General features: G+C 61.5%; 21 protein-coding genes, 1 tRNA gene and 6 pseudogenes. 20 read left to right on the top strand and 8 right to left on the bottom strand.

Features of this window, described 5'->3' with window-relative positions; translation table 11 throughout:
- Positions 1-165: HAD family hydrolase (locus G3436_RS27700; RefSeq protein ID WP_420801218.1), on the top strand; the 165-nt coding region annotated here is incomplete at its 5' end.
- Between the two features lie 6 nt (positions 166-171).
- Positions 172-1,155, top strand: coding sequence for a signal peptide peptidase SppA (gene sppA / locus G3436_RS16105; protein ID WP_163946753.1), 984 nt, complete (start codon positions 172-174; stop codon positions 1,153-1,155).
- 87 nt (positions 1,156-1,242) lie between these two features.
- Here sppA and G3436_RS16100 read toward each other — a convergent pair whose 3' ends face one another.
- Positions 1,243-1,821: a Maf family protein gene (locus G3436_RS16100; protein WP_163946750.1), complete on the bottom strand. Its 579-nt coding sequence runs from the start codon at positions 1,819-1,821 to the stop codon at positions 1,243-1,245.
- A gap of 95 nt (positions 1,822-1,916) precedes the next feature.
- Here G3436_RS16100 and G3436_RS16095 point away from each other — a divergent pair, with 95 nt between their 5' ends.
- The 12 genes and pseudogenes from G3436_RS16095 to G3436_RS16040 all read left to right on the top strand — a co-directional run bounded on the left by G3436_RS16095 (position 1,917) and on the right by G3436_RS16040 (position 11,667).
- The gene (locus tag G3436_RS16095) at positions 1,917-2,444 is read left to right on the top strand and encodes a YceD family protein (RefSeq protein WP_163946747.1); all 528 of its coding nucleotides are present in this window, start codon (positions 1,917-1,919) and stop codon (positions 2,442-2,444) included.
- Positions 2,445-2,457: 13 nt separating this feature from the next.
- Positions 2,458-2,640 carry a 50S ribosomal protein L32 gene (gene rpmF, locus G3436_RS16090; protein ID WP_010223221.1) on the top strand — a complete coding sequence of 61 codons (183 nt, stop codon included), beginning with the start codon at positions 2,458-2,460 and terminating at the stop codon, positions 2,638-2,640.
- A gap of 3 nt (positions 2,641-2,643) precedes the next feature.
- A complete protein-coding gene (gene plsX, locus G3436_RS16085; protein ID WP_163946745.1) occupies positions 2,644-3,654 on the top strand; it encodes a phosphate acyltransferase PlsX in 1,011 nt (336 codons plus the stop codon).
- A gap of 126 nt (positions 3,655-3,780) precedes the next feature.
- Entirely contained in the window at positions 3,781-4,719 is a 939-nt protein-coding gene (gene fabD / locus G3436_RS16080; protein ID WP_163946741.1) for an ACP S-malonyltransferase, read from the top strand.
- Between the two features lie 15 nt (positions 4,720-4,734).
- Positions 4,735-5,474, top strand: a pseudogene (gene fabG, locus G3436_RS16075) (3-oxoacyl-ACP reductase FabG).
- A gap of 195 nt (positions 5,475-5,669) precedes the next feature.
- Positions 5,670-5,906 (top strand): acyl carrier protein, encoded by a 237-nt coding sequence (acpP, locus tag G3436_RS16070; protein WP_003175607.1) that lies wholly within the window; start codon positions 5,670-5,672, stop codon positions 5,904-5,906.
- A gap of 104 nt (positions 5,907-6,010) precedes the next feature.
- Complete coding sequence (gene fabF, locus G3436_RS16065; RefSeq protein WP_163946738.1) at positions 6,011-7,255, top strand: beta-ketoacyl-ACP synthase II; 1,245 nt, start codon at positions 6,011-6,013, stop codon at positions 7,253-7,255.
- On the top strand, positions 7,255-8,070 hold the full coding sequence (pabC, locus tag G3436_RS16060; protein ID WP_163946736.1) for an aminodeoxychorismate lyase: 816 nt from the start codon (positions 7,255-7,257) through the stop codon (positions 8,068-8,070). The genes fabF and pabC overlap by 1 nt, the downstream gene beginning before the upstream one ends.
- A 3-nt stretch (positions 8,071-8,073) precedes the next feature.
- Positions 8,074-9,198 carry an endolytic transglycosylase MltG gene (mltG, locus tag G3436_RS16055; RefSeq protein WP_163946732.1) on the top strand — a complete coding sequence of 375 codons (1,125 nt, stop codon included), beginning with the start codon at positions 8,074-8,076 and terminating at the stop codon, positions 9,196-9,198.
- A gap of 22 nt (positions 9,199-9,220) precedes the next feature.
- Entirely contained in the window at positions 9,221-9,853 is a 633-nt protein-coding gene (gene tmk, locus G3436_RS16050; RefSeq protein WP_163946729.1) for a dTMP kinase, read from the top strand.
- Positions 9,846-10,832, top strand: coding sequence for a DNA polymerase III subunit delta' (locus G3436_RS16045; RefSeq protein WP_163946726.1), 987 nt, complete (start codon positions 9,846-9,848; stop codon positions 10,830-10,832). The genes tmk and G3436_RS16045 overlap by 8 nt, the downstream gene beginning before the upstream one ends.
- Before the next feature lie 43 nt (positions 10,833-10,875).
- Positions 10,876-11,667 carry a TatD family hydrolase gene (locus G3436_RS16040; protein WP_163946723.1) on the top strand — a complete coding sequence of 264 codons (792 nt, stop codon included), beginning with the start codon at positions 10,876-10,878 and terminating at the stop codon, positions 11,665-11,667.
- 257 nt (positions 11,668-11,924) lie between these two features.
- Here G3436_RS16040 and G3436_RS16035 read toward each other — a convergent pair whose 3' ends face one another.
- Positions 11,925-13,058: an aminotransferase class V-fold PLP-dependent enzyme gene (locus G3436_RS16035; protein WP_163946719.1), complete on the bottom strand. Its 1,134-nt coding sequence runs from the start codon at positions 13,056-13,058 to the stop codon at positions 11,925-11,927.
- Between the two features lie 72 nt (positions 13,059-13,130).
- Between G3436_RS16035 and G3436_RS16030 the strand changes: the two genes are divergently transcribed.
- The 4 genes and pseudogenes from G3436_RS16030 to G3436_RS16015 all read left to right on the top strand — a co-directional run bounded on the left by G3436_RS16030 (position 13,131) and on the right by G3436_RS16015 (position 16,111).
- Positions 13,131-13,769 carry a TetR/AcrR family transcriptional regulator gene (locus tag G3436_RS16030; RefSeq protein ID WP_163946716.1) on the top strand — a complete coding sequence of 213 codons (639 nt, stop codon included), beginning with the start codon at positions 13,131-13,133 and terminating at the stop codon, positions 13,767-13,769.
- A 126-nt stretch (positions 13,770-13,895) separates the two neighbouring features.
- Complete coding sequence (locus G3436_RS16025; protein WP_163946713.1) at positions 13,896-14,864, top strand: GTP 3',8-cyclase MoaA; 969 nt, start codon at positions 13,896-13,898, stop codon at positions 14,862-14,864.
- Between the two features lie 77 nt (positions 14,865-14,941).
- Positions 14,942-15,544: a DUF4823 domain-containing protein gene (locus G3436_RS16020; RefSeq protein WP_163946710.1), complete on the top strand. Its 603-nt coding sequence runs from the start codon at positions 14,942-14,944 to the stop codon at positions 15,542-15,544.
- A gap of 10 nt (positions 15,545-15,554) precedes the next feature.
- A pseudogene (locus G3436_RS16015) lies at positions 15,555-16,111 on the top strand (DUF1285 domain-containing protein).
- 43 nt (positions 16,112-16,154) lie between these two features.
- On the opposite strand, the gene G3436_RS16010 reads toward G3436_RS16015, so the two are convergent.
- A complete protein-coding gene (locus G3436_RS16010) occupies positions 16,155-16,628 on the bottom strand; it encodes a molybdate ABC transporter substrate-binding protein (RefSeq protein ID WP_163946707.1) in 474 nt (157 codons plus the stop codon).
- 77 nt (positions 16,629-16,705) lie between these two features.
- Positions 16,706-17,476, bottom strand: a complete 771-nt coding sequence (locus tag G3436_RS16005) for a type 1 glutamine amidotransferase domain-containing protein (RefSeq protein WP_243667173.1) — start codon at positions 17,474-17,476, stop codon at positions 16,706-16,708.
- Positions 17,477-17,665: 189 nt separating this feature from the next.
- On the opposite strand from G3436_RS16005, the gene G3436_RS16000 reads away from it, so the two are divergent.
- Positions 17,666-18,568, top strand: a complete 903-nt coding sequence (locus G3436_RS16000; protein WP_163946701.1) for a LysR family transcriptional regulator — start codon at positions 17,666-17,668, stop codon at positions 18,566-18,568.
- A 119-nt stretch (positions 18,569-18,687) separates the two neighbouring features.
- Here G3436_RS16000 and G3436_RS15995 read toward each other — a convergent pair.
- Together G3436_RS15995 and G3436_RS15990 are read right to left on the bottom strand one after the other, a co-directional pair.
- A tRNA-Asn gene (locus G3436_RS15995) sits at positions 18,688-18,763 on the bottom strand.
- Positions 18,764-18,824: 61 nt separating this feature from the next.
- A pseudogene (locus G3436_RS15990) lies at positions 18,825-20,020 on the bottom strand (amino acid aminotransferase).
- A gap of 294 nt (positions 20,021-20,314) precedes the next feature.
- Here G3436_RS15990 and uvrB point away from each other — a divergent pair.
- Positions 20,315-22,329: pseudogene (uvrB, locus tag G3436_RS15985) on the top strand (excinuclease ABC subunit UvrB).
- Positions 22,330-22,432: 103 nt separating this feature from the next.
- On the opposite strand, the pseudogene G3436_RS15980 reads toward uvrB, so the two are convergent.
- Positions 22,433-23,982 (bottom strand): annotated as a pseudogene (locus G3436_RS15980) (MDR family MFS transporter).
- Positions 23,972-24,108, bottom strand: a pseudogene (locus G3436_RS15975) (HlyD family secretion protein); the annotation flags it as partial. The pseudogenes G3436_RS15975 and G3436_RS15980, both read right to left, overlap by 11 nt.

The following is a 24,108-nucleotide window of genomic DNA, read 5'->3' as shown; positions in this document are numbered from 1 at the left end:
GACCTGCTGATGGCGCGCAATGCGGGAATGCATTCGGTAGCGGTCGGGCATGGGGCGATGTCCCTGGATGCGTTGAGCGTTTACGAGCCACAGTTGTCCATACAGCACTTTTCACAATTGCAGGCGTGGTTGAGCCGGGCTTGTGCAATCGAATTTCCAGGGTAGGTAAGCATGACTGACGAGTGGAAGGCGCCTGAAGCAGAGCGCAACGACGATCAAAAGAGCTGGAAGCTGCTCGAGAAAACCCTGCTGGCGGGTGTGCAGGAGCAGCGTCGCTCCCGGCGCTGGGGGATTTTCTTCAAGCTGCTGACGTTCGTGTACCTGTTCGGGATTCTTGCGCTGTTCTCGCCGCTGATGGACATGGACAAGAGCGCAGCGCGCAGTGCCAGCCACACAGCGCTGATCGAAGTGCGCGGGATCATTGCCGACAAGGAGCCGGCCAGTGCCGACAATGTGATCGCCAGCCTGCGTGCCGCCTTTGAGGACGCCAAGACCAAGGCTGTGGTGCTGCGTATCAATAGCCCGGGTGGCAGTCCGGTGCAGTCGGGGTACATCTACGATGAGATCCGTCGCCTGCAGGCCGCCAAGCCGCAGGTGAAGGTCTACGCAGTCATCAGCGACCTGGGCGCATCGGGCGCCTACTACATCGCCAGTGCGGCTGATCAGATCTATGCCGACAAGGCCAGCCTGGTCGGTTCCATTGGTGTGACGGCGGCGGGCTACGGCTTTGTCGGCACCATGGAGAAGCTGGGTGTCGAGCGCCGTACCTACACGGCGGGCGAGCACAAGGCGTTCCTCGATCCGTTCCAGCCGCAGAAGCCGGAAGAGACGGCGTTCTGGCAGGGCGTGCTGGAAACCACCCACAAGCAGTTCATCGCGAGCGTGAAGCAGGGGCGTGGCGACCGACTCAAGGACAAGGAGCATCCGGAGCTGTTCAGCGGCTTGATCTGGTCGGGTGAGCAGGCGGTACAGCTGGGGTTGGTGGATGCGCTGGGCAATGCCGACTACGTGGCGCGTGAAGTGGTGGGGGAGAAGACCTTGGTCGACTTCACTGTCGAGGAGTCACCGTTCGATCGTTTCTCCAAGCGTCTGGGTGCCAGTGTGGCCGAGCATCTGGCGATGTGGATGGGCTTCCAGGGGCCGACGCTGCGCTAAGCTGCTGCGTATACAGAAAAACCGGCCTTGTGGCCGGTTTTTTGTTGTGTGCAGGGGGCTGGGGTGCTCGATGCGTTCTGCAAGCCCTCAGGGGAGGCTCACGCCCTCCTTGAGCAGCATGTCCACCAGTCGGATCAGTGGCAGCCCCACCAGGCTCGTCGCGTCGCAGCCGTGGGTGCTCTGGAACAGGCTGACGCCCAATCCTTCGCACTTGAAGCTGCCAGCACAGTCATACGGCTGTTCGGCACGCAAGTAGCGCTCGATGCGCGGCAGGTCGAGTTCGCGCATGTGCACGGTAAACGGCACGCAGTCGACCTGGCAGTGCCCGGTCCGGGTGTTGAGCAAGGCCAGCCCGGTGAGGAAGGTGACATGGTTGCCGCTGGCAGCCAGCAATTGTTCGCAGGCCTTGTCGAACGTATGCGGTTTGCCGAGAATCTGTTCACCAAGCACCGCCACCTGGTCGGAGCCGATGATCAGATGCTGTGCATGGCTGTTTGCGAGTGCCTCGGCCTTCTGGCGTGCCAGGCGCTTGACCAGCTCTAGGGCGGGCTCTTCGTCTTGGCGCTGCTCGTCGATGTCGGGGGCGGCCCAGGTGAAGGGCAGTTGCAGGCGGGCGAGTAATTCGCGCCGATAAGGGGAGCTGGAAGCCAGCAGCAGAGGCAACATGATGAACTCCTGAACAGGTCCGATGATTCTAACATGTTGAGCGGGGCCGAATTTCCTTTGACAGGGGCGGGGGGCATCCCTAGAATGCTGCGCCTATGTTGAATGACCCGATTCCACCTCACGTTGACCCGCGCAAATTGGCCGATCGTGGTGTTTCCCTTCAAGGAACACTGCAGCTCGCCGATTTGGAGAGACTCTGCGACCCGCTTTCCGACACTGTCGGTACGGTGCAGGCTAAATTCGATTTTGAGCGAGACGAACAGAAAAGCGTGGTTATCCACAGTGATCTGACCGTCGAGGTCAAAATGGTTTGCCAGCGTTGTCTTGAGCTGGTCACCCTGCCGATCCACAGCGAATCTACATACGCTGTGGTGAAAGAGGGTGCGAATACCCAGTCGTTACCGAAAGGTTATGACGTGCTGGAACTGGGCGAAGATCCTTTGGATCTGCAAGCACTGGTCGAGGAGGAGCTTCTGCTCGCCTTGCCTATTGTGCCTGCTCATCATCCGGAAGAATGCCAGCAGCCGGCGGGCGCCGATGAGCCCGAACCGAGCAAGGACGAGGTAACGCGGTCCAACCCGTTCAGTGTATTGGCGCAGTTAAAGCGTGACCCAAACGTTTAGGAGTTAATCAATTATGGCTGTTCAGCAGAACAAAAAATCCCGCTCTGCCCGTGACATGCGCCGTTCGCACGACGCCCTCTCGGAAAACGCTCTGTCCGTAGAGAAAACCACCGGTGAAGTGCACCTGCGTCACCACGTATCGCCAGAAGGCGTATACCGTGGTCGTAAAGTGATCGACAAGGGCGCTGACGAGTAATCCTTGTCCGCTCAGATCATCGCGATTGACGCAATGGGCGGGGACTTCGGTCCCCGCAGCATTGTCCAGGCGAGTATTGCTTGCCTGTCGGCTACCCCCTCGTTGCACCTGGCCCTCGTCGGTCAACCCTCCCTCCTTGAAGATCTGATCGCTGGCCAGTCGGCAGCGGATCGCGCACGCCTGCAGATTGTGCCGGCCAGCGAAGTGATCGGCATGGATGAGCGGCCATCCCAGGCGCTGCGTGGCAAGCCCGATTCGTCAATGCGCATCGCCCTCGAACTGGTGCGTGACGGCAAGGTCCAGGCCTGCGTGAGTGCCGGGAACACCGGTGCGCTGATGGCGTTGTCGCGTTATGTGCTCAAGACCCTGCCGGGGATTGACCGGCCGGCGATGGTCGCGGCAATTCCGACCCAGGCCGGCTACTGTCAGTTGCTCGACCTGGGTGCGAATGTCGATTGCAGCGCCGAGCACCTGTATCAGTTTGCCGTGATGGGCTCGGTGGCGGCGCAGGCGCTGGGCATACCTCGGCCCAGGGTGGCCTTGCTCAACATTGGCACCGAAGACATCAAGGGCAACCAGCAGGTCAAGCTGGCCGCCACGTTGCTGCAGAATGCGCGAGGGCTCAATTACATCGGCTTTGTCGAGGGCGATGGCCTGTATCGCGGTGAGGCGGATGTGGTGGTATGCGACGGCTTTGTCGGCAATATCCTGCTCAAGTCCAGCGAAGGCCTGGCGACCATGATCGGGGCGCGCATCGAGGCGATGTTCAAGAGTGGCGTGACGGCGCGTCTGATCGGTGCGCTGGCGATGCCGCTGCTCAAGCGGCTGAAGGCCGATCTGGCGCCGGCGCGACATAACGGTGCGAGTTTTCTGGGGTTGCAAGGGATCGTGATCAAAAGCCATGGTTCGGCGGGCGTACAGGGTTTTCAAAGCGCCATCGAGCGGGCCCTGATCGAGATTCAGGAGAACCTGCCGCAGCGTTTGCACGGACGGCTCGAGGATCTGCTGCCTTAGTCATCGGTTCCAGGAAGTGGTTAAATGTGACCGCTTGGTTCTCGTTACCATCCAATTGTCAGTTTTCCCGCGCTCAGCCCAGGCTGGGCGCTATTTTCGACGACAAGATCATTAGGGGCTTGTTCAATGTCTGCATCCCTCGCATTCGTCTTTCCCGGTCAAGGTTCGCAATCGCTCGGCATGCTTGCCGAGCTGGGCGCCCAGTACCCGCTGGTCATCGATACCTTCCGTGAGGCCTCCGAGGCGCTGGGCTACGATCTCTGGGCCCTGACCCAGGACGGCCCGGAAGAACAACTCAACCAGACCGACAAAACCCAGCCGGCTATCCTCACCGCCTCCATCGCGCTGTGGCGCCTGTGGCTGGCCGAAGGTGGCGCACGCCCTGCGTTCGTCGCCGGGCACAGCCTGGGTGAGTACAGCGCGCTGGTCGCGGCGGGCAGCCTGAGCCTGGGTGACGCGGTCAAGCTGGTCAAGCGGCGTGGCGAGCTCATGCAGGAGGCCGTACCGGCCGGGCAGGGCGCCATGGCGGCGATCCTGGGGCTGGAGGATGCCACTGTGGTTGCCTTGTGTGCAGAGGCGGCCCGGGGTGAAGTGGTCAGTGCGGTCAACTTCAACTCCCCTGGCCAGGTCGTCATCGCCGGCGCCAAGGCTGCCGTGGAGCGCGCCATGGAGGCGTGCAAGGCCGCAGGTGCCAAGCGCGCGCTGCCGCTGCCGGTCAGCGTGCCGTCGCACTGCGAGCTGATGCGCCCGGCTGCCGAGCGCTTTGCCGAGTCGGTCAATGCCATCGACTGGCAGGCCCCGCAGATCCCGCTGGTGCAGAATGTCAGCGCTGGCGTGGCCGCCGACCTGGAAACCCTCAAGCGCGACCTGCTCGAGCAGCTGTACAAGCCGGTACGCTGGGTGGAGTGCGTGCAGACCCTGGCCGCCAATGGCGCGGTACAGTTGGTCGAGTGTGGCCCAGGCAAGGTTCTGGCCGGCCTGAACAAGCGTTGCGCCGACGGCGTCACCACCTACAACCTCAATACCCCGGATGCTGTCGCCGCCACCCGTGCGGCGCTGGCCTGATTAGGAGAAGCTGGCATGAGCCTGCAAGGTAAAGTTGCACTGGTCACCGGCGCCAGCCGTGGCATTGGCCAGGCGATCGCCCTGGAACTGGGTCGTCTGGGCGCTACCGTTATCGGGACGGCCACGTCCGCCTCGGGTGCCGAACGCATCGCCGCGACCCTCAAGGAGCATGGCATCGCCGGTACCGGCCTTGAGCTGAATGTCACCAGCGACGAGTCGGTCAGTGCCACGCTGGCCGCCATCCAGGAGCAGTTCGGTGCGCCGACCATCCTGGTCAACAACGCCGGTATCACCCGCGACAACCTGATGCTGCGCATGAAGGACGATGAATGGTTCGATGTCATCGACACCAACCTGAACAGCCTCTACCGTTTGTCCAAGGGCGTGCTGCGCGGCATGACCAAGGCGCGTTGGGGTCGTATCATCAGCATCGGTTCGGTCGTCGGCGCCATGGGCAACGTCGGCCAGGTAAACTACGCTGCTGCCAAGGCGGGCCTGGAAGGCTTCAGCCGTGCCCTGGCGCGTGAAGTCGGCTCTCGTGCGATCACTGTCAACTCGGTAGCCCCTGGCTTCATCGACACCGACATGACCCGCGAGCTGCCAGAAGCGCAGCGTGAAGCGCTGCAGAACCAGATTCCGCTGGGGCGTCTGGGCCAGGCGACGAGATCGCGAAAGTGGTTGCGTTCCTGGCTTCCGACGGTGCAGCTTACGTGACCGGTGCTACTGTCCCGGTCAACGGCGGGATGTACATGTAGTTAAATGTGACGGATTGCTTCAAAAAAATGTCATACGAGCTGTCTAAAATCCGTTATAAAGCTGCAACCAAATTCTAGTCAGCAGGTGGGTGTGAAGTTTGAAAGACGCGTTGCGCTTGAAAAGCAGGCGTCTTTCTATAAACTTACACACCGGCCAGCTGCCTGACATATGTCCATTAGGAGTGAAAACTAGGTATGAGCACCATCGAAGAACGCGTCAAGAAAATCGTCGCCGAGCAACTGGGCGTTAAAGAAGAAGAAGTGGTCAACACCGCTTCCTTCGTAGAAGATCTGGGTGCCGATTCCCTTGACACCGTTGAGCTGGTGATGGCTCTGGAAGAGGAATTCGAGACCGAAATCCCTGACGAAGAAGCCGAGAAGATCACTACTGTTCAAGCAGCCATCGACTACGTCACCAGCCACCAGGCTTAAGACTTTGTAGTCGTCGCTTCTTGTCATGGAAAAACCGCACTGCCGTTACTGGCGTGCGGTTTTTTCTTTGCAAGAGATGTAGACCATAGAATAAGGAGAGTGCTGTGTCGCGTAGACGCGTCGTGGTCACCGGTATGGGTATGCTGTCGCCACTGGGCACGGATGTGCCAAGCAGTTGGCAGGGCATTCTGGCTGGCCGCAGTGGCATAGGTCTGATCGAGCATACTGACCTGTCTGCCTACTCCACCCGTTTTGGCGGCTCGGTAAAGGGCTTTGAAGTCGAGCAGTACCTGTCGGTCAAGGAGGCCCGCAAGCTCGATCTGTTCATACAGTACGGTCTGGCGGCCGGGTTTCAGGCTGTGCGTAATGCCGGCCTGGAAGTCACCGATGCCAACCGTGAGCGCATCGGCGTGGCCATGGGTTCGGGCATCGGCGGCCTGACCAATATCGAAGAAACCAGTCGGACGCTGCATGAGCAGGGCCCGCGGCGCATTTCGCCATTCTTCGTGCCAGGTTCGATCATCAACATGATTTCCGGGTTCCTGTCGATCCATCTGGGTGTACAGGGTCCCAATTACGCCATTGCCACGGCCTGCACCACCGGCACGCACTGCATCGGCATGGCGGCACGCAACATCGCCTTTGGCGAAGCCGACGTGATGATTGCCGGCGGCGCCGAAATGGCTGCCTGCGGTCTGGGCATGGGTGGTTTCGGCGCCTCGCGGGCGCTGTCGACGCGCAATGACGAGCCAACCCGTGCCAGTCGTCCGTGGGACAAGGGGCGTGACGGCTTTGTGCTGGCCGACGGTGCCGGTGCCCTGGTGCTTGAAGAGCTGGAGCATGCCAAGGCCCGTGGCGCCACCATCTATGCCGAACTGGTCGGCTTTGGCATGAGTGGCGACGCCTACCACATGACCTCGCCGCCCGACACCGGTGCAGGTGCGGCACGCTGCATGGCCAACGCCCTGCGCGATGCCGGCGTCAATGCCAGCGACGTCAACTACATCAATGCTCACGGTACCTCGACGCCTGCTGGCGACCTGGCCGAAGTGGCGGCGATCAAGTCGGTGTTTGGCGAGCACGCGTACGCGCTGGCAGTCAGCTCGACCAAGTCGATGACCGGTCACCTGCTGGGCGCCGCCGGCGCAGTCGAGGCGATCTTCAGTGTGCTGGCGATCAACGGCCAGGTGGCGCCGCCGACCATCAACCTGGATGAGCCGGACGCCGGTTGCGATCTGGACTTTGTGCCGCACCAGCCGCGCAGCATGCCGATCGACGTGGTGTTGTCCAACTCCTTCGGTTTTGGTGGCACCAACGGCTCGCTGGTGTTCCGCCGGTTCGCCGAGTAATGCACAGCTGGGTCGATGGCCTGCCGGCAGACGCGATCGCGTTGCAAAGCCGGGGGCTGGCCTACGGCGATGGGTTGTTCGAGACCATCGCCGTGCATGCCGGCCGGCCATCGCTGCTTGAGTATCACCTGGAGCGCCTGGCGCTGGGTTGCCAGCGCCTGGCAATCAGCGCTGATCACGCACTGATCCGCGATGAAGTGTGTCGTTATGCCAGCATGCTGGGTGACGGCGTGCTCAAGCTGATCGTTGTGCGCGGTGACAGCCAGCGCGGCTATGCGCCGGCAGCCGGGGTAGCCCCCCGACGTATTCTGCAAGGCAATCCCGTGGCCCGTTACCCGGCGCATCACGCCGAACAGGGGGTCACGCTGTTTGCCTGTCAAACCCGTCTGGCCGAGCAGCCCTTGCTCGCCGGTCTCAAGCACCTTAACCGGCTGGAGCAGGTACTGGCGCGTGCCGAATGGCAGGGCAGCGAGTATGCCGAAGGATTGATGCGCGATGTATCCGGGCGCGTCATCGAAGGTGTCTACAGCAACCTGTTTCTGGTGCGTGACGGGGCGTTGTATACCGCCGACCTTGGCCGCTGCGGCGTGGCCGGGGTAATGCGTGCGGCGTTGCTGGACGCTGCGCGCCAGTTGGGTATCAGCGCCCACATTGTCGATCTGTCGTTGGCGGATCTGGAGCGGGCCGACGAGGTGTTGCTGTGCAACAGTGTCTATGGTGTATGGCCGGTACGCTGTTTTGAACAGCTGAACTGGTCGGCGGGCCCGCTCACCCGTAAACTGCAGGCCATTGCCCGTACGCTACTGGATGCCTGATTCGTGAGACGTAAACTGTTGCTGCTGCTGGAGACCGGGTTGATCCTGGCCGGCCTGCTATTGGGCTTTTCGGCCTGGAAGGTGCACTCCTCGCTGGAGCAGTCGTTGCACCTTACTGGCGAGCAATTGCTCGATGTGCCCACCGGCACCACACCCAACCGCATGTTCTACCGCATGCAGAGCGACGGTGTGATCAATGACGCGTTCTGGCTGCGTTTGTACTGGCGTTTCAATATGGCCGGCGTCCCGCTGCACACTGGCGAGTACCGCATGACCCCAGGCATGACGGTGCGCGACCTGTTCGAGGACTGGCGTCAGGGGAACGTGGTGCAGTACAGCATGACCCTGGTCGAAGGCTGGAACTTCCGTCAGGTGCGCACGGCGCTGGCCAGGCATGAGAAGATCCGGCAAACCCTGGATGGCCTGAGCGACAGCGAGGTGATGGACAGGCTCGGGCATCCGGGCGTGTTCCCCGAGGGCCGCTTTTTTCCGGATACCTACCGTTTTGTGCGCGGCATGAGTGACGTCGAGTTCCTGCAGCAGGCCTATGCCCGCCTCGAAGAGGTGCTGGCCAAGGAGTGGGCGGCACGCTCGCCCGCGCTGCCGTACCGTGACCCTTACCAGGCGCTGATCATGGCGTCGCTGGTAGAAAAGGAGACCGGTGTGCCGCAGGAGCGTGGGCAGATCGCCGGCGTCTTCGTGCGGCGCATGCAGATCGGCATGTTGCTGCAAACCGACCCCACGGTGATCTATGGCATGGGCGAGCGCTACAACGGCAAGATCACCCGCGCCGACCTGCGTGAATCCACGCCTTACAACACCTATGTAAACGCCGGCTTGCCGCCGACGCCGATCGCCATGGTCGGGCGTGAGGCCATCCATGCGGCGCTCAACCCCGTCGCTGGCAGCAGCCTGTACTTCGTCGCGCGCGGCGATGGCAGCCATGTGTTCTCCGACGATCTTGATGCGCATAATGCGGCGGTGCGCGAGTACCAGATCAAGCGTCGCGCCGATTACCGTTCCAGCCCGGCGCCCCGCGTGGCGCCCGAGGCTCAGGTGCCGACGGATGTCGCACCGACGCCAGTGCCGCAGCCGGATGAACCCTCGGCCAGCGAACCTACCCCGTAATGATCAAGATTAAGGACTGCCTGTGAGCGGCTTGTTTATCACCCTGGAAGGTCCCGAAGGCGCGGGCAAGAGCACCAACCGCGAATACCTTGCAGAGCACCTGCGCGCCCATGGGCTGGACGTTGTATTGACCCGCGAGCCGGGTGGCACGCCGCTGGCCGAGCGAATCCGCGAGCTGCTGTTGGCCCCCAGTGACGAAAAGATGGATGCCGACACCGAGCTGTTGCTGGTGTTCGCTGCCCGTGCCCAGCACCTGGCAGAGGTTATCCGCCCGGCCCTGGCGCGTGGCGCCATCGTGCTGTGTGACCGCTTCACCGACGCGACCTACGCCTATCAGGGCGGTGGTCGCGGCCTGTCGGTAGAGCGTATCGCTACCCTCGAGCGTTTCGTGCAGGGCGAGTTGCGCCCGGACCTGACCCTGGTGTTCGACCTGCCGGTGGAAGTCGGTCTGGCGCGTGCTGCTGCACGTGGTCGGCTTGATCGCTTCGAACAGGAGGGGCAGGCATTCTTCCAGGCCGTGCGACACGCCTACCTGGCACGTGCTGCAGCCGATCCGGCGCGTTATCAGCTGGTAGACGCGGCGCAGCCGCTGGCCCAGGTACAGTTGGCGCTGGATGCCCTCGTGCCGCAGATCCTGGTGCGTTGCCGTGGCTGAAGCCTACCCGTGGCAAGCGTCGTTGTGGCAGCAGCTTGCCGGGCGTACCCAGCACGCCCATGCGTATCTGCTGCATGGGCCGCAGGGCATTGGCAAGCGTGCCCTGGCCGAGCGGTTGATGGCCTTGCTGCTGTGCCAGCGCCCAGAGGCGTTGCAGGCCTGTGGCCAGTGCAAGTCATGCATGCTGCTGAAGGCGGGCAGTCACCCGGACAATTACGTTCTGGAGCCTGAAGAGGCGGACAAGCCGATCAAGGTCGATCAGGTGCGTGAGCTGGTCAGTTTTGTGGTGCAAACCGCCCAGTTGGGAGGGCGCAAGGTGATCCTCATCGAGCCGGTCGAGGCGATGAACATCAACGCTGCCAATGCCCTGCTCAAGAGCCTCGAAGAGCCCTCTGGCAATACCGTGCTGCTGCTGGTCAGTCACCAGCCCAGCCGTTTGTTGCCGACCATCAAGAGCCGTTGCCAGCAGCAGGCGTGCCCGTTGCCCGGCCAGGCGCAGAGTGAGGCCTGGTTGGCGAGCGCCTTGCCGGACAGCGATGAGGCCGAGCGTCTCGAATTGCTGAGCCTGGCCGCAGGGTCGCCGTTGCTGGCCGTTCGGTTGCAGGCCCAGGGCGTGCGCGAACAGCGTGCGCAGGTGGTCGAGGGGGTCAAGAAACTGCTCAAGCAGCAACAGTCGCCCACTCAACTGGCCGAAGGCTGGAACAGCATACCGTTGTTGTTGCTGTTCGACTGGTTCTGCGACTGGTCCAACCTGATCCTGCGCTACCAGCTGACCCGGGATGAAGAGGGCCTGGGCTTGTCCGACATGCGCAAGGTCGTGCAGTACCTGGCGCAGAAAAGCCCGCAGGGCAAGGTGCTGGAGATCCAGGACTGGATCCTTGCACAGCGCCAGAAGGTGCTGGGCAAGGCTAACCTCAACCGTGTACTGCTGCTTGAAGCGCTGCTGGCCTCCTGGGCCATGTTGCCGGGCCAGCGTTGAGCTGGCGCCCCGTTCATTCCTTTTAAGTGTTGTCATTACGCCCATGCTTGTAGATTCCCATTGTCACCTTGATCGTCTCGACCTCGCTGCCCACGGTGGCTCACTGGACGCTGCGCTTGACGCTGCGCGGGCCCGTGGCGTGGGGCATTTCCTGTGCATCGGGGTGAGCGCCGAGAATGCCGCGCAGGTCAAGGCGCTGGCCGAACGCTATCCGGATGTCGATTGCTCGGTGGGTATCCATCCGCTGGACCTGGCGCCGGGCGAGGCGCCGGCGCTGGACTGGTTGCTCGGCGAGTTGAATCACCCGCAGGTGGTGGCGATTGGCGAGACGGGGCTGGACTATCACTACGAGCCCGAGGCGGCCGAGTTACAGCAGGCCTCGTTTCGCTTGCACCTGGAGGCTGCGCAGGTCACTGGCAAGCCGGTGGTTATCCATACCCGTGCTGCGCGTGCCGACACCTTGACCTTGCTGCGCGAGGCGGCCTTGCCGCAAGCGGGGGTGCTGCATTGTTTCACCGAGGACTGGGACATGGCCAAGGCGGCACTGGACCTTGGGTATTACATTTCACTGTCGGGCATTGTCACGTTCCGCAATGCGGATGCCTTGCGCGATGTGGCGCGGCAAGTGCCGGCTGATCGGTTGCTGGTGGAAACGGATTCGCCGTACCTGGCGCCGATCCCGCACCGGGGCAAGTCGAACCTGCCGGAGTACGTGCACGATGTGGCGCAGTTCATTGCGTTGGTGCGCGGTGAAAGCTTCGAGCAACTGTCGGCGCAGACGACCGAGAACTTCCGGCGGCTGTTCCCGTTGGCGCGGGTGCGCGCAGCGAGCTGACGCCAGCCTGGGTGATTGAGCAGTCGCTGCTGTGATTGCATGCAGGCAAAAAAAACCCGGGTTCTGGGGGGGGGAATCCGGGTTAAGACCATTAGGAGTAAAACAAAGGCGAGCGGTCCATGTTCACCTTTATCGGCGCTTCACTTGGGGGGATGCGTCGCGCCAACACCTCAAGTATTGGTCAGGTTCAGCGCTATTCCACAAGGTGCTGGTCGTTTTTTAAACAGATTTGGAATACGTCGACCCCTGTTGAGCACTCATTGCTCTGCAATGCGCCGCACAATCGCAAGGGTTTCGTCGATCACGCGCCGTTCGGTATAGAAGTGCGGAGAAAACCTCACCCCAGGCCCGCGCGGGATGCATACCACCTGCGCCTGCTTCAATTGCTGGTAAACCCTGGCATTGTCGACCCCGTCGAGGCTGAACGACACGATCCCGGCACGCCGCTGCGGCATCTGCGGGCTGTGCAAGCGCGTGCCTGGAATCTCCAGCAGCCCTTCACACAGCCACTGCACACGTTGTTCGATAGCCGCCGCGACCTGCACCATGCCGACGTCTTCAAGCAGCGACAGGCTTGCATCCAGTGCCGCGGCGCCCAGCATGTTCGGGCTGCCGCATTCGAAACGGCGGGCACTGTGGGCCGGTTCCCAGGCGGTGCGGGTGTAATCACCCATGTGTTCGAGCATGTGCCAGCCATATTCGCTGAGTTTGAGCTGCGGCCGAATCTCGGCACGGCAATAGAACACCCCCAGGCCTTCTGGGCCAAGCATCCACTTGTGTCCGTCGGCCATGGCGAAGTCGCACTGGTAGGCCTGTACGTCGAAGGGCAGGGCGCCCAACTGCTGGATGGCATCGATGCAGAACAGCACGCCGCGGCCCCGGCAGCCCTGGCCCAGGCGCACCAGGTCCAGGCGCAGCCCGCTGGCGAACTGCACGGCACTGATCGCCAGCAGTTTCACCTGCGGGCCACAGGCCGCCAGCAGGGCACCCTCCGGGTCATCTCCCTTGAGGCTGACTTGCACCACTTCCACCCCCTGGCTGGCCAAGGCCTCCCACACGATACGGTTGGACGGGAACTCGTCGTCGCTGATAACGATCTGGTCGCCGTGTTGCCAGTTCAGTCCGAAGGCGACGAACGAAAGGGCTTCGGACGTGTTCTTGACCAGTGCGATGTCATCGGTCGAGGGTGCGTTTGTCAGGCGCATCAGGCGTTCGCGCAGCCGTTGCTCCATGGCCATCCAGTCCGGATAGTCGCGTGCACCCAGTAAAACGTTCTCTTTGGCGAAGCGGCTGACCGCCTCGGCGGCCCGTCTGGGCCAGGGCGCCACGGCGGCGTGGTTCAGGTAACGCAAGCCGTCGGCCTGTTCAAACTCATCAAGAAACATAGGCATGGTCGGATGATCCGTGCATTTTGGCGCAAGTTAGGCATAATACCGGGCTTCGATTTTGATCCAGTCCTTCTTATGCAGAAAGAACCTCGTAAGGTCCGTGAGTTTCGTCGCCGTGAGCAAGAAATTCTCGATACCGCGCTCAAGCTGTTTCTTGAACAGGGTGAAGACAGTGTCACCGTCGAGATGATCGCTGACGCTGTCGGTATCGGCAAAGGCACGATCTACAAGCACTTCAAGTCCAAGGCGGAGATCTACCTGCGCCTGATGCTCGACTACGAGCGCGATTTGAACGAACTGCTGCACTCTGCCGATGTGGATCGTGACAAGGAAGCCCTGTCGCGCGCCTATTTCGAATTTCGCATGCGCGACCCGCAGCGCTATCGCCTGTTCGACCGCCTGGAAGAGAAGGTGGTCAAGGGCAATCAGGTGCCCGAGATGGTCGAGGAGTTGCACAAGATCCGTGCCTCCAACTTTGAGCGCCTCACGCTGTTGATCAAGGGGCGCATCAGCGAGGGCAAGCTCGAGGACGTGCCGCCGTACTTCCACTATTGCGCGGCCTGGGCCCTGGTGCATGGCGCCGTGGCGCTGTACCACTCGCCGTTCTGGAGCAATGTGCTGGAGGACCAGGAAGGGTTCTTCCAGTTCCTCATGGATATCGGTGTGCGGATGGGCAACAAGCGCAAGCGCGACCCCGAACCTTCCGGCAACTGAGCCACCGCTGGCGCTCTTGCGCTACTGAGCCCCGCTGCGCAGGAATATACTCAGGTAAGAGGCTTGCAAAAAACTGATTTCTGAGTCAGGTTTTGCAGGCCCGATTCATCCATGCCGGAGTTCTCCATGATTGTCGATCGCCAAGGCAGACGTTTTCGCAATTTGCGTGTCAGCCTCACCGCGGCCTGCAACTATGCCTGCACCTACTGTGTGCCGGACGGCAAGCGTCTGGTTGCGGCACAGGATGAACTGTCGGCCGAGGCCATGGCTCGCGCCGTCGCCTACCTGATCGAAGCCGCAGGCATCGAGCGCCTGCGCATCACCGGTGGCGAGCCACTGGTCAGCCCCAAGCTCGAAACCTTTCTGTCCAATGTGGCCACTCTGGGCCTGGACGACATCAGTCTCACCACCAACGGCCAGTTGCTGGCGCGCAAGCTGCCCCTGCTGGTGAACGCCGGCATTCGCCGCCTCAACGTTTCCCTCGATACCCTGGATGCCGGAGCGTTTCGCAGCATTTCCCGTGGTGGCGACCTGGCCAGCGTACTGGAAGGGCTGCAGCAGGCCAGCGACGCGGGCATGAAGGTCAAGGTCAATATGGTGCCGCTGCGTGGGCAGAACCTCGATCAGGTGCTGCCGCTGCTCGACTACTGCCTGGCGCGAGGCTACGAACTGCGCTTTATCGAGCTGATGCGCATGGGGCACCTGGCCAGGGACAGCAATGCGTTCCTGCAGCAGTTCGTCAGCCTGGAGCAGTTGCTGCAGCTGATCGGCGAGCATCACGAGTATGCCCAGGCCGATGCTCCGGTCGACGCCACTGCGTTGCGCTACCGGGTGCCGGGGCAGGGCTACTTCGGCATCATTGCCAACGAGAGCGTACCGTTCTGCCGCACCTGTTCGCGTCTGCGCCTGTCTTCCACCGGTTGGCTGCACGGCTGCCTGTCGTCGAGCAACCGGCATTTTATCGGCGACCTGCTCGACAAGCCCCGCCACCAGGCATTGCCGGCGTTGCAGGGCGTGTTGATGAAGGCCCTGGGTGACAAGCAGGCGGTCGCATTTTCCGGTGGTGCCACGGTGATGAAGATCATTGGTGGCTGAGCAAACCCTCCAGCTGGCGCAAAACCTGCATCTGGCGGCTGTTCGCCGGTTTTCCGTCACCGGCTTCTGGAGGAAAGATGCGTAGCCTGGTTCTGCTGCTGGCGCTGATGGCGCTGGGTGGCTGCATGAATGTCAGTGATATGGGCGAGGGCGTCCGCTACCACATGAGCGATGCCGGTCTGCTCGACCACAGCGAAACCCGTCGTTCGCTGTCGGTACGCTTGCAGCCCGACTCTTTCATCTTCATCGGTCAGGGTGTGTTCGTTCCGCCGGGCAGCGCGTACCCGCGGCCCAATGTGGTGGCTGAAGAGGCCTTCAAGGGCTTTGTCGAGTACTTCCCGCTGGTGCGCCGCGCTCAAGGGCCTCTGGGCCTTGAAGATGCCCTTAACGAAGCGCGTGACGTCGGTGCGCATTACTTGCTGTACGCGCGTTTTGCCAAGGCCGACAACCGTATCGGCAACGGCGACGAATGGTACGACGAGCAGGCTGTCGATCGCCTGGGTATCGATACCGGCGTGATCCAGCTGATGTTGATCGAGACCAGCACGCGTTACCTGATCGATACCGTGCGCATTCGCAGCCGTGGCGGTTTGCTGACGTTCCACGACAACCAACCGCAGGATTTGATTGCTGCACCGCTTGAGGATTACGCTCGCAGCCTGTTGGGCATGAGCCGCTGAGGAGCAGATGATGGTGGACACCGGCAAGGCCAACGACCTGTTGGCACAAATTCCGGCCGGCAAAGGCCTGCCGCCGGTGCACCTGTGGAACCCGGACTTCTGCGGTGCCATCGACATGCGCATCGCCCGTGACGGTACCTGGTACTACCTGGGCACGCCGATCGGGCGCAAGCCGATGGTGCGCCTGTTTTCTACCATTATTCGCCGTGATGGCGACGACTACTTCCTGGTCACGCCGGTGGAGAAAGTCGGCATCACGGTCGACGATGCGCCGTTCGTGGCCGTGCTGATGGACGTGCAGGGCAGTGGCGAGCAGCAGGTGCTGCGCTTCACCAGCAATGTCGAGGACGTGGTCGAGGCGGGGCCTGAGCATCCGCTGCGTTCGTGATCGATCCGCACACCCAGGAGCCGTCGCCCTACGTGCATCTGCGTACCAATCTCGAAGCGCTGATTCACCGTAGCGTGTTCTACCAGCTGGTAGAGCTGGCAGTGCCCCGCGAAGTCGATGGCGAGCAGTGGCTCGGTGTGTGGAGTGGGGGGCAGTTCTTCCCGATCGGGCAGGCTTGAGCCTGCGTGGGCATCGGGTTTCCTGTCATAGCGCCTTCAAGGCCTATTGTGCAATGGCGGGGTCGAATCCTGACGCTTTCAGCCTGCTGGCGGCGTGAGCGCCTTGCAGGAAGGCAATCAGATTTTCTGCCGCCTTTGGTTGCACCGCATGAGTCGCCACCGCTGCAGCTATCACATTGACCCGTTGAACCTCCTCTGGAAGCGGCCCGAGGACCTGAATGCCCGGTACCGCCATAAGCTCGCTGATCTGCTGTATCCCCACCTCTGCGTCTGGCTCTGCGTTTCTGATGTGTACGGGCAGCGTATCGGCAGCCGTTCCCGACGATGCGCCCCAGGTAAACATCAAGTGATGTCCGGTTGTCTTTTCAATGTCGGGGATCATCTGCTCGAAAAAGGGCTTCAGTGCTGTCGTGGCCAATACCTGCAGATCGGCAGCATTGGCGCAGGTGCCCAACTGCAGTGTCCAGAACACACCCAGTAAAGTGGCGTGCCTCAATAGGGCCTTGAAACGCTGCATGGCGTGTCTCTCCTGTGAGTCGTGGGCAGTCGACCTGGCGTCGGTCTCATGTCGCCCGGCACCAGGATCACGCTGATTCATATGGCCTTCGAACGAAGGGCTTTGGCCACGGCTTCTGCGAGGGTCTTGGCTGAAGCCGGATTCTGGCCCGTGACTAGGCGGCCATCGACCACGACGAGATTTTCGAACGGGGGGGCTTCTTCAAATGTTGCGCCAGCACGCTTCAATGCGTTCTCCAGTTCAAAAGGAACGATCTTGTCGTACTCGCGCGCGCGCTCTTCTTCGGCGGTGAAGCCCGTCAGTCGGCGACCTTTGATCAGTTGCTGGCCATTGCTGAGTTTTACCTCGAGCAAGCCTGCTGGGCCGTGGCATACGGCGCTGACAATGCCGTTGTTCTCATAAATGCTGCGCACGATCTCATCAAGTTCAGGGTTGTGCACGAAGTCCCACATCGGGCCGTGACCGCCAACAAGCAGAACAGCGGCGTACTTTGACGGATCGACCTGTGCGAGCCTGGTTGTGTTGGCCAGTTTGTTCCGGTGTTCAGGGCTGGTCCAGAAGTCGAGGGTGGCTGGGTCGCTCAGGTCGAAGCCATCGAACGGTGCCAGGCCACCTTTTGGGCTCGCAATGTCGTAACTCAAGCCGGCTTTATCAAACACTTCGACGGGGTGGGTAAGCTCCGGAAACCAGAATCCCCCGACACGGTCAGGCGCCTTTTTATCCAGGCTCGAAACCACGATGAGTATTCGCTCGTCTTTAAGGCTTTGTTGCGCAATGGCGGGGGTAGCCGCAAGCACAATTGCGGCAATTGCGCCTGCGAGGTGTGCTAGGCATTTGGCAATCCACATATGCATTCCTTCGATTCGTTGGCTGTGCGGGCCACTGTATCCGTGACCAAAGGCTCAAAAAACCAGCCAGAAACGAACACATTGTTTAATAAATCAGCCTAATGGCCTTCGATTGATTGCCATTTGAAGTCGGCGTACAGTGCGCCGTTTCAATTGAAGACTGACGTGCTGCAGGTGTGAACAGACGAGATGAACCAACCCGATAGCTTTGATGGATTGTCAGCGTTTCTAGCCATTTCAAAGCGAATGAGCATTCGCCAGGCCGCGCTTGATCTTGGCAAAACACCAGGCTCGGTCAGCCAGGCATTGCAGAGGCTGGAGCATCGTCTTGGCGTGGCGCTTTTCCATCGCACGACACGCAAGATGGCCCTGACCGAGGCCGGCACGAACCTGCTTTTGAAAGTCGAGCCGGCGGCACAGGTGATTGCCACCGGGCTCGAGGATGCTGCGCAGTCGGCAAAGGCACCTTCGGGAACATTGAGACTGATCGTGGAGCGCCTGGCCTTGCCGCATGTCATCGAGCCTCTGCTCCCCGCATTTAGAGAAGCCTGGCCCAATTTGAATGTGGATATCACGGTCAGCAACCGTCATGACCATTTCGTCTCTGAAGGTTACGACGCAGGTATCCTGATCGGCTCCTACATTGAGCAAGACATGATTGCGGTAAGGCTTTCCAGGCCTTTCCAGTGGGCAGTGTTCGGATCGCCCGCCTATTTCAAGGCGCACGGAAAACCGGCCGTCCCCAGCGATCTTGTGCGCCACGAATGCATTCGTTTTCGTCGGCCGGAGAAGGGCGATATCTACCGATGGGAGTTTGTGGAGAATAACGAAAGTGTAAGGATCGATCCGAGTGGCCCATTCACCGTCAATGATGGAGAACTGATGCGCCGCCTTGCCGTTCAGGGTGTTGGGCTTATCTACTCTTCCACCTTTCACACGTCACGCGAACTGGCCGACGGCACCCTTGAGTCGGCGCTCCTTGAGTATTCCCCTGGCAACGATGGGCTGTACCTGTATTTCTCAAAAGCAGTCAGAAACCAGCCAAAGCTGCGTGCTTTTATCGATATGTGTTCCAGGGTACTCGCCATTTGACGGGTCTATTGACTGTGCTGCGCGTCACGCCGACAGGGGGATAGAAACGAAAAAAACCGCCATAAGGCGGGTTTTTTCGAGTGTTTCAGAGCAATCGAGTGCCACTCTGAAGCTGTATTTGGCTCCGCGACCAGGACTCGAACCTGGGACCCAATGATTAACAGTCATTTGCTCTACCGACTGAGCTATCGCGGAATCTGTGGCGTATCTTACTGATTGCTAAGGGGAAGTCAAGCTCCCCCCGCGCAATCGGGTATTACAGGACCTCGACGATGGCCTTGGTCACCACGTGGATGTTGTTCTGGTTCAACGAGGCGACACAGATACGACCGGTATCCAGAGCATAGATGCGTGCTCGTCCTTCAGGCGCGCCACCTGCTCAACGGTCAAGCCCGAGTAGGAGAACATGCCGCACTGGCGACCGACGAAGCTGAAGTCCTGCTGGGCGCCGTACTGCTTGAGCAGCTCGACCATCTGCTTGCGCATGCCGTGGATGCGCAGGCGCATTTCGGCAAGCTCGGCTTCCCACATGGCACGCAGCTCAGGGCTGTTGAGCACGGTGGCGACGATGGTCGCGCCGTGGGTAGGCGGGTTGGAGTAGTTGGTGCGGATCACGCGCTTGACCTGCGACAGTACGCGGGTGGCTTCTTCCTTGGACTCGGTGACGATCGACAGCGCGCCGACACGCTCGCCGTACAGCGAGAACGACTTGGAGAACGAGCTGGACACGAAGAAGTCCAGGCCCGATTCGGCGAACAGGCGCACGGCGGCGGCGTCTTCGGCGATGCCTTCGCCAAAGCCCTGGTAGGCCATGTCGAGGAACGGGATATGGCCCTTGGCCTTGACCACCTCAAGCACGTTCTTCCAGTCCGACGGGCTCAGGTCGACGCCGGTCGGGTTGTGGCAGCAGGCGTGCAGCACGATGATCGAGCCGGCGGGCAGCGCGTTCAGGTCTTCGAGCATGCCGGCACGGTTCACGTCGTGGGTGGCGGCGTCGTAGTAACGGTAGTTCTGTACCGGGAAACCGGCGGTTTCAAACAGGGCGCGGTGGTTTTCCCAGCTCGGGTCGCTGATGGCCACGGTAGCGTTGGGCGACAGCTGCTTGAGGAAGTCGGCACCGATCTTCAGTGCGCCGGTACCGCCGACGGCCTGGGTGGTGACCACGCGGCCAGCGGCCAGCAGGGGCGAGTCGGCACCGAACAGCAGCTTCTGCACGGCCTGGTCGTAGGCCACGATGCCGTCGATCGGCAGGTAGCCACGGGAAGCGTGCTGGGCGGCGCGTTGGGTTTCGGCTTCGATGACTGCACGCAGCAGTGGAATACGCCCTTCTTCGTTGCAGTACACGCCCACGCCCAGGTTCACCTTGTGGGCGCGGGTATCGGCGTTGAAGGCTTCGTTGAGGCCCAGAATGGGGTCGCGTGGTGCCAGCTCGACAGCGGAAAACAGGCTCATTATTACCTTGGCTCTGATTGGAGAGTGATAGGGGGCCGCACGCTCCAGTCGGATGCACTAGAGCGGTGCACAAACGGGGAGTCAGTATAGTGATACCCATCGGTCACGGCGACAGTCTGTCGCAGCTTTTCCTGCTGTTTGCGCGAATATTTTTCGACCGTTAGTCGCACGGCCGGGTCAATACTGGGAAAACCCTCGGCGTTTGCCTTGAAACTGGCGTCGTGGACCACTAATTCGGTATAAGTACTGTCTATAGATACAGTTGCTTGTCTGCGCTCACTTCAGGGGTTCGTCATGTCCGAGTTTCAGCTCGTCACCCGTTTCCAGCCGGCCGGCGATCAGCCCGAAGCCATTCGCCTGATGGTCGAGGGCATCGAGGCCGGGCTGGCGCACCAGACCCTGCTCGGGGTGACGGGGTCGGGCAAGACCTTCAGCATCGCCAACGTGATTGCCCAGGTGCAGCGCCCGACCCTGGTGCTGGCGCCGAACAAGACCCTGGCGGCGCAGTTGTATGGCGAGTTCAAGTCGTTCTTCCCGAACAACGCGGTGGAGTATTTCGTTTCCTACTACGACTACTACCAGCCCGAAGCCTATGTGCCGTCCTCTGACACCTTCATCGAGAAGGACGCCTCGATCAACGACCATATCGAGCAGATGCGCCTGTCGGCCACCAAGGCGTTGCTGGAGCGGCGCGACGCCATCATCGTCACCACCGTGTCGTGTATCTACGGCCTGGGCAGCCCGGAAAGCTACCTGAAGATGGTGTTGCACGTGGACCGTGGCGACAAGCTCGACCAGCGTGCCCTGTTGCGCCGCCTGGCCGACCTGCAATACACCCGCAACGACATGGACTTTGCCCGTGCCACCTTCCGTGTGCGCGGCGACGTGATCGACATCTTCCCGGCCGAATCGGACCTGGAGGCGATCCGTATCGAACTGTTCGACGATGAAGTCGAGAACATTGCCGCGTTCGACCCGCTCACCGGCGAGGTGATCCGCAAGCTGCCGCGTTTCACCTTCTATCCCAAGAGCCACTACGTCACCCCGCGCGAGACCCTGCTGGATGCGATGGAGGGTATCAAGGAGGAGCTCGAGGATCGCCTGGAGTACCTGCACAAGCACAACAAGCTGGTGGAGGCCCAGCGGCTGGAGCAGCGCACCCGTTTCGACCTGGAGATGATCCTGGAGCTGGGCTACTGCAACGGCATCGAAAACTACTCGCGCTACCTGTCGGGGCGCCCGCCGGCGCGCCACCACCGACCCTCTATGACTACCTGCCCGCCGATGCGCTGCTGGTGATCGATGAATCCCACGTCAGCGTTCCGCAGGTCGGTGCCATGTACAAGGGCGACCGTTCGCGCAAGGAAACCCTGGTGGAGTACGGTTTCCGCCTGCCCTCGGCGCTGGACAACCGGCCGATGCGTTTTGACGAATGGGAGGCGGTCAGTCCGCAGACCATCTTCGTGTCGGCCACCCCAGGCAATTACGAAGCCGAGCATGCCGGTCGCGTGGTGGAGCAGGTGGTGCGTCCCACCGGCCTGGTCGATCCGCAGGTGGAGATTCGCCCGGCCACCACCCAGGTCGACGACCTGCTGTCCGAGATTCGCAAGCGCGTGGCGGTGGAGGAGCGCGTACTGGTCACCACCCTGACCAAGCGCATGGCCGAGGACCTCAGTGATTACCTGGCCGATCACGACGTGCGGGTGCGCTACCTGCATTCGGATATCGACACCGTGGAGCGCGTCGAGATCATTCGCGATCTGCGCCTGGGTACCTTCGATGTGCTGGTGGGGATCAACCTTCTGCGTGAGGGCCTTGACATGCCTGAGGTGTCGCTGGTGGCGATCCTCGATGCGGACAAGGAAGGTTTCCTGCGCTCGGAGCGTTCGCTGATCCAGACCATCGGTCGGGCGGCGCGTAACCTCAATGGCCGGGCGATCCTGTACGCGGACAACATGACGGGCTCCATGGAGCGGGCCATCGGCGAGACCGAGCGCAGGCGCGACAAGCAGATCGCGTTCAACGAGGCCAGCGGCATCGTGCCCAGGGGCGTGGTCAAGGACATCACCGACATCATGGAGGGCGCCAATGTGCCGGGCTCGCGCAGCAAGAAGCGCAAGGGCATGGCCAAGGCGGCAGAGGAGCGCGAGCGTTACGAGGCCGAACTGCGGTCGCCGGGCGAGATCGCCAAGCGCATCAAGGCCCTGGAAGAGAAAATGTACCAGCTGGCCCGCGACCTGGAGTTCGAGGCCGCGGCGCAGATGCGCGACGAGATTGCGCAGTTGCGTGAGCGTCTGCTCACGGTCTGATGGCCCCTTCGCTGGCAAGCCAGCTCCCACAGGTATGTCGCTGCACTTGAGAGCAGCGGGGTACCTGTGGGAGCTGGCTTGCCAGCGAAGCATTCACCGCAACCTAGTGGGCCTCACCCGCCTTCAATCCCTGCGGCAGCTTTTTCGTCAGCAACACCGCCACCATGCTCACCGCCAGCCCGATCCCGACAAAATGGAACGCGTCGTTGTAGGCCATGATCATCGCCTGCTGGTGGGTGATCTCGCTCAACTTGCCCAGCGCCGCCGCTTCGCTGCCCAGCATCTGCGTCAACAGCGCCAGGCGTTCGGCCACCGCCGCATTGGTCGCACCACTGCCTCGCGCAGGTAGTCGAAATACACTTTGGTACGCGCATCCAGCAGTGTCGCCAGCAGCGCAATACCGATCGCCCCGCCCAGGTTGCGCAGGATGTTGAACAGGCTCGACGCCGATCCCGCATCCTGCGGCTGGATATAGGCGGTGGCAATCAGCGAGATGGTCACCATGATCATCGGCTGCCCAAGCGCCCGGATGATCTGGATATGGTTGAACTGCGTGCCGGCGAAGTCCGGATTCAATACGCCTGAACTGAAACTCGCCAGGCCGAACAGGCCGAACCCCAGCGTGCAGAGGATCTTGGGCGAGATCACCTTCATCAGTTGTGGCACCAGCGGGATCAGAAACAGCTGCGGCACGCCCATCCACATGATCACTTCACCGATCTGCAGCGCGTTGTAGTTCTGGATCTGCGCCAGGTACAGCGGCAGCAGGTAGATCGAGCCATACAGGCCCACGCCCATGCCCAGGCTGGCTATGCTCGACAGCCCGAAATTGCGATTCTGCAGAATGCGCAGGTTGATCAGCGGGTTGGGTTTTGAACACTGCACGATTACGAAGGTAATGAGGCTGACCAAGGCGATGCTACCCAGGCTGACGATCAGTCCCGACTCGAGCCAGTCCTTGCGGTGACCCTCCTCAAGAAACACCTGCAGGCAACCGAGCCCGACACCGAGGGTTACGATGCCGGTGTAGTCGGTGCTCTTGAGCAGTTCCCAATGTGAAGCCTTCTTTTCCAGCCCGTACAGCAAGCCGCCGATCATGATCAGCCCAGGCGGAATGTTGATGTAGAAGATGTACTCCCAGCCCCAGTTCTCGGTCAGCCAGCCGCCCAGCGTGGGGCCGATGGAGGGCGCAAAGGTGGCCGTCATGGCGAACATTGCCATGCCCTTGGCGCGATGGTGCTCGGGCAGCTTGATCAGCGTCAGGGTGAAGGCCAGCGGGATCAGCGCGCCGCCGGTAAAGCCTTGCAGGGCGCGGAACACGATCATGCTTTCCAGGTTCCAGGCCATCGAGCACAGCAGCGAGGAGGCCAGAAAACCCGCCGACACCCACACCGCCAGGCGTCTGGCGGACAGCAACTGCACCAGCCAGGCGGTGAGCGGGATCATGATGATCTCGGCCACCAGATAGGAGGTGGAAATCCACGAACCTTCCTCCAGGGTTGCCGACAGCGCGCCCTGGATGTCCTTGAGCGAGGAGTTGGTGATCTGGATGTCGAGTACCGCCATGAATGCGCCAAGCATCACGCTCATCACCGCGATCCAGTCGCGTCGGCTCGGTTCGCCGGCGGGGCGGATCAGTTGATCACCGGCCATCGGCGCGGATATCGACGGTCGCGGTTACCGACATGCCCGGGCGAATCCTGCCGTGCAGCGGGTTGTCGGCGGCAAAGGTGAGCTTGACCGGGATGCGCTGCACCACCTTGGTGAAGTTGCCGGTGG

It is taken from the genome of Pseudomonas brassicae (assembly GCF_010671725.1).
Classification (GTDB): domain Bacteria; phylum Pseudomonadota; class Gammaproteobacteria; order Pseudomonadales; family Pseudomonadaceae; genus Aquipseudomonas; species Aquipseudomonas brassicae.
This window is presented reverse-complemented; position numbering and strand designations above follow the sequence as displayed.

Coding starts and splice junctions, on each gene's coding strand:
- fabD (WP_163946741.1), top strand. CDS start 3,781: ATGTCTGCATCCCTCGCATTCGTCTTTCCCGGTCAAGGTTCGCAATCG.
- G3436_RS16000 (WP_163946701.1), top strand. CDS start 17,666: ATGAACCAACCCGATAGCTTTGATGGATTGTCAGCGTTTCTAGCCATT.
- sppA (WP_163946753.1), top strand. CDS start 172: ATGACTGACGAGTGGAAGGCGCCTGAAGCAGAGCGCAACGACGATCAA.
- G3436_RS16095 (WP_163946747.1), top strand. CDS start 1,917: ATGTTGAATGACCCGATTCCACCTCACGTTGACCCGCGCAAATTGGCC.
- acpP (WP_003175607.1), top strand. CDS start 5,670: ATGAGCACCATCGAAGAACGCGTCAAGAAAATCGTCGCCGAGCAACTG.
- G3436_RS16040 (WP_163946723.1), top strand. CDS start 10,876: ATGCTTGTAGATTCCCATTGTCACCTTGATCGTCTCGACCTCGCTGCC.
- G3436_RS16010 (WP_163946707.1), bottom strand. CDS start 16,628: ATGCAGCGTTTCAAGGCCCTATTGAGGCACGCCACTTTACTGGGTGTG.
- G3436_RS16025 (WP_163946713.1), top strand. CDS start 13,896: ATGATTGTCGATCGCCAAGGCAGACGTTTTCGCAATTTGCGTGTCAGC.
- rpmF (WP_010223221.1), top strand. CDS start 2,458: ATGGCTGTTCAGCAGAACAAAAAATCCCGCTCTGCCCGTGACATGCGC.
- G3436_RS16100 (WP_163946750.1), bottom strand. CDS start 1,821: ATGTTGCCTCTGCTGCTGGCTTCCAGCTCCCCTTATCGGCGCGAATTA.
- pabC (WP_163946736.1), top strand. CDS start 7,255: ATGCACAGCTGGGTCGATGGCCTGCCGGCAGACGCGATCGCGTTGCAA.
- G3436_RS16035 (WP_163946719.1), bottom strand. CDS start 13,058: ATGCCTATGTTTCTTGATGAGTTTGAACAGGCCGACGGCTTGCGTTAC.
- G3436_RS16030 (WP_163946716.1), top strand. CDS start 13,131: ATGCAGAAAGAACCTCGTAAGGTCCGTGAGTTTCGTCGCCGTGAGCAA.
- G3436_RS16005 (WP_243667173.1), bottom strand. CDS start 17,476: ATGTGGATTGCCAAATGCCTAGCACACCTCGCAGGCGCAATTGCCGCA.
- G3436_RS16020 (WP_163946710.1), top strand. CDS start 14,942: ATGCGTAGCCTGGTTCTGCTGCTGGCGCTGATGGCGCTGGGTGGCTGC.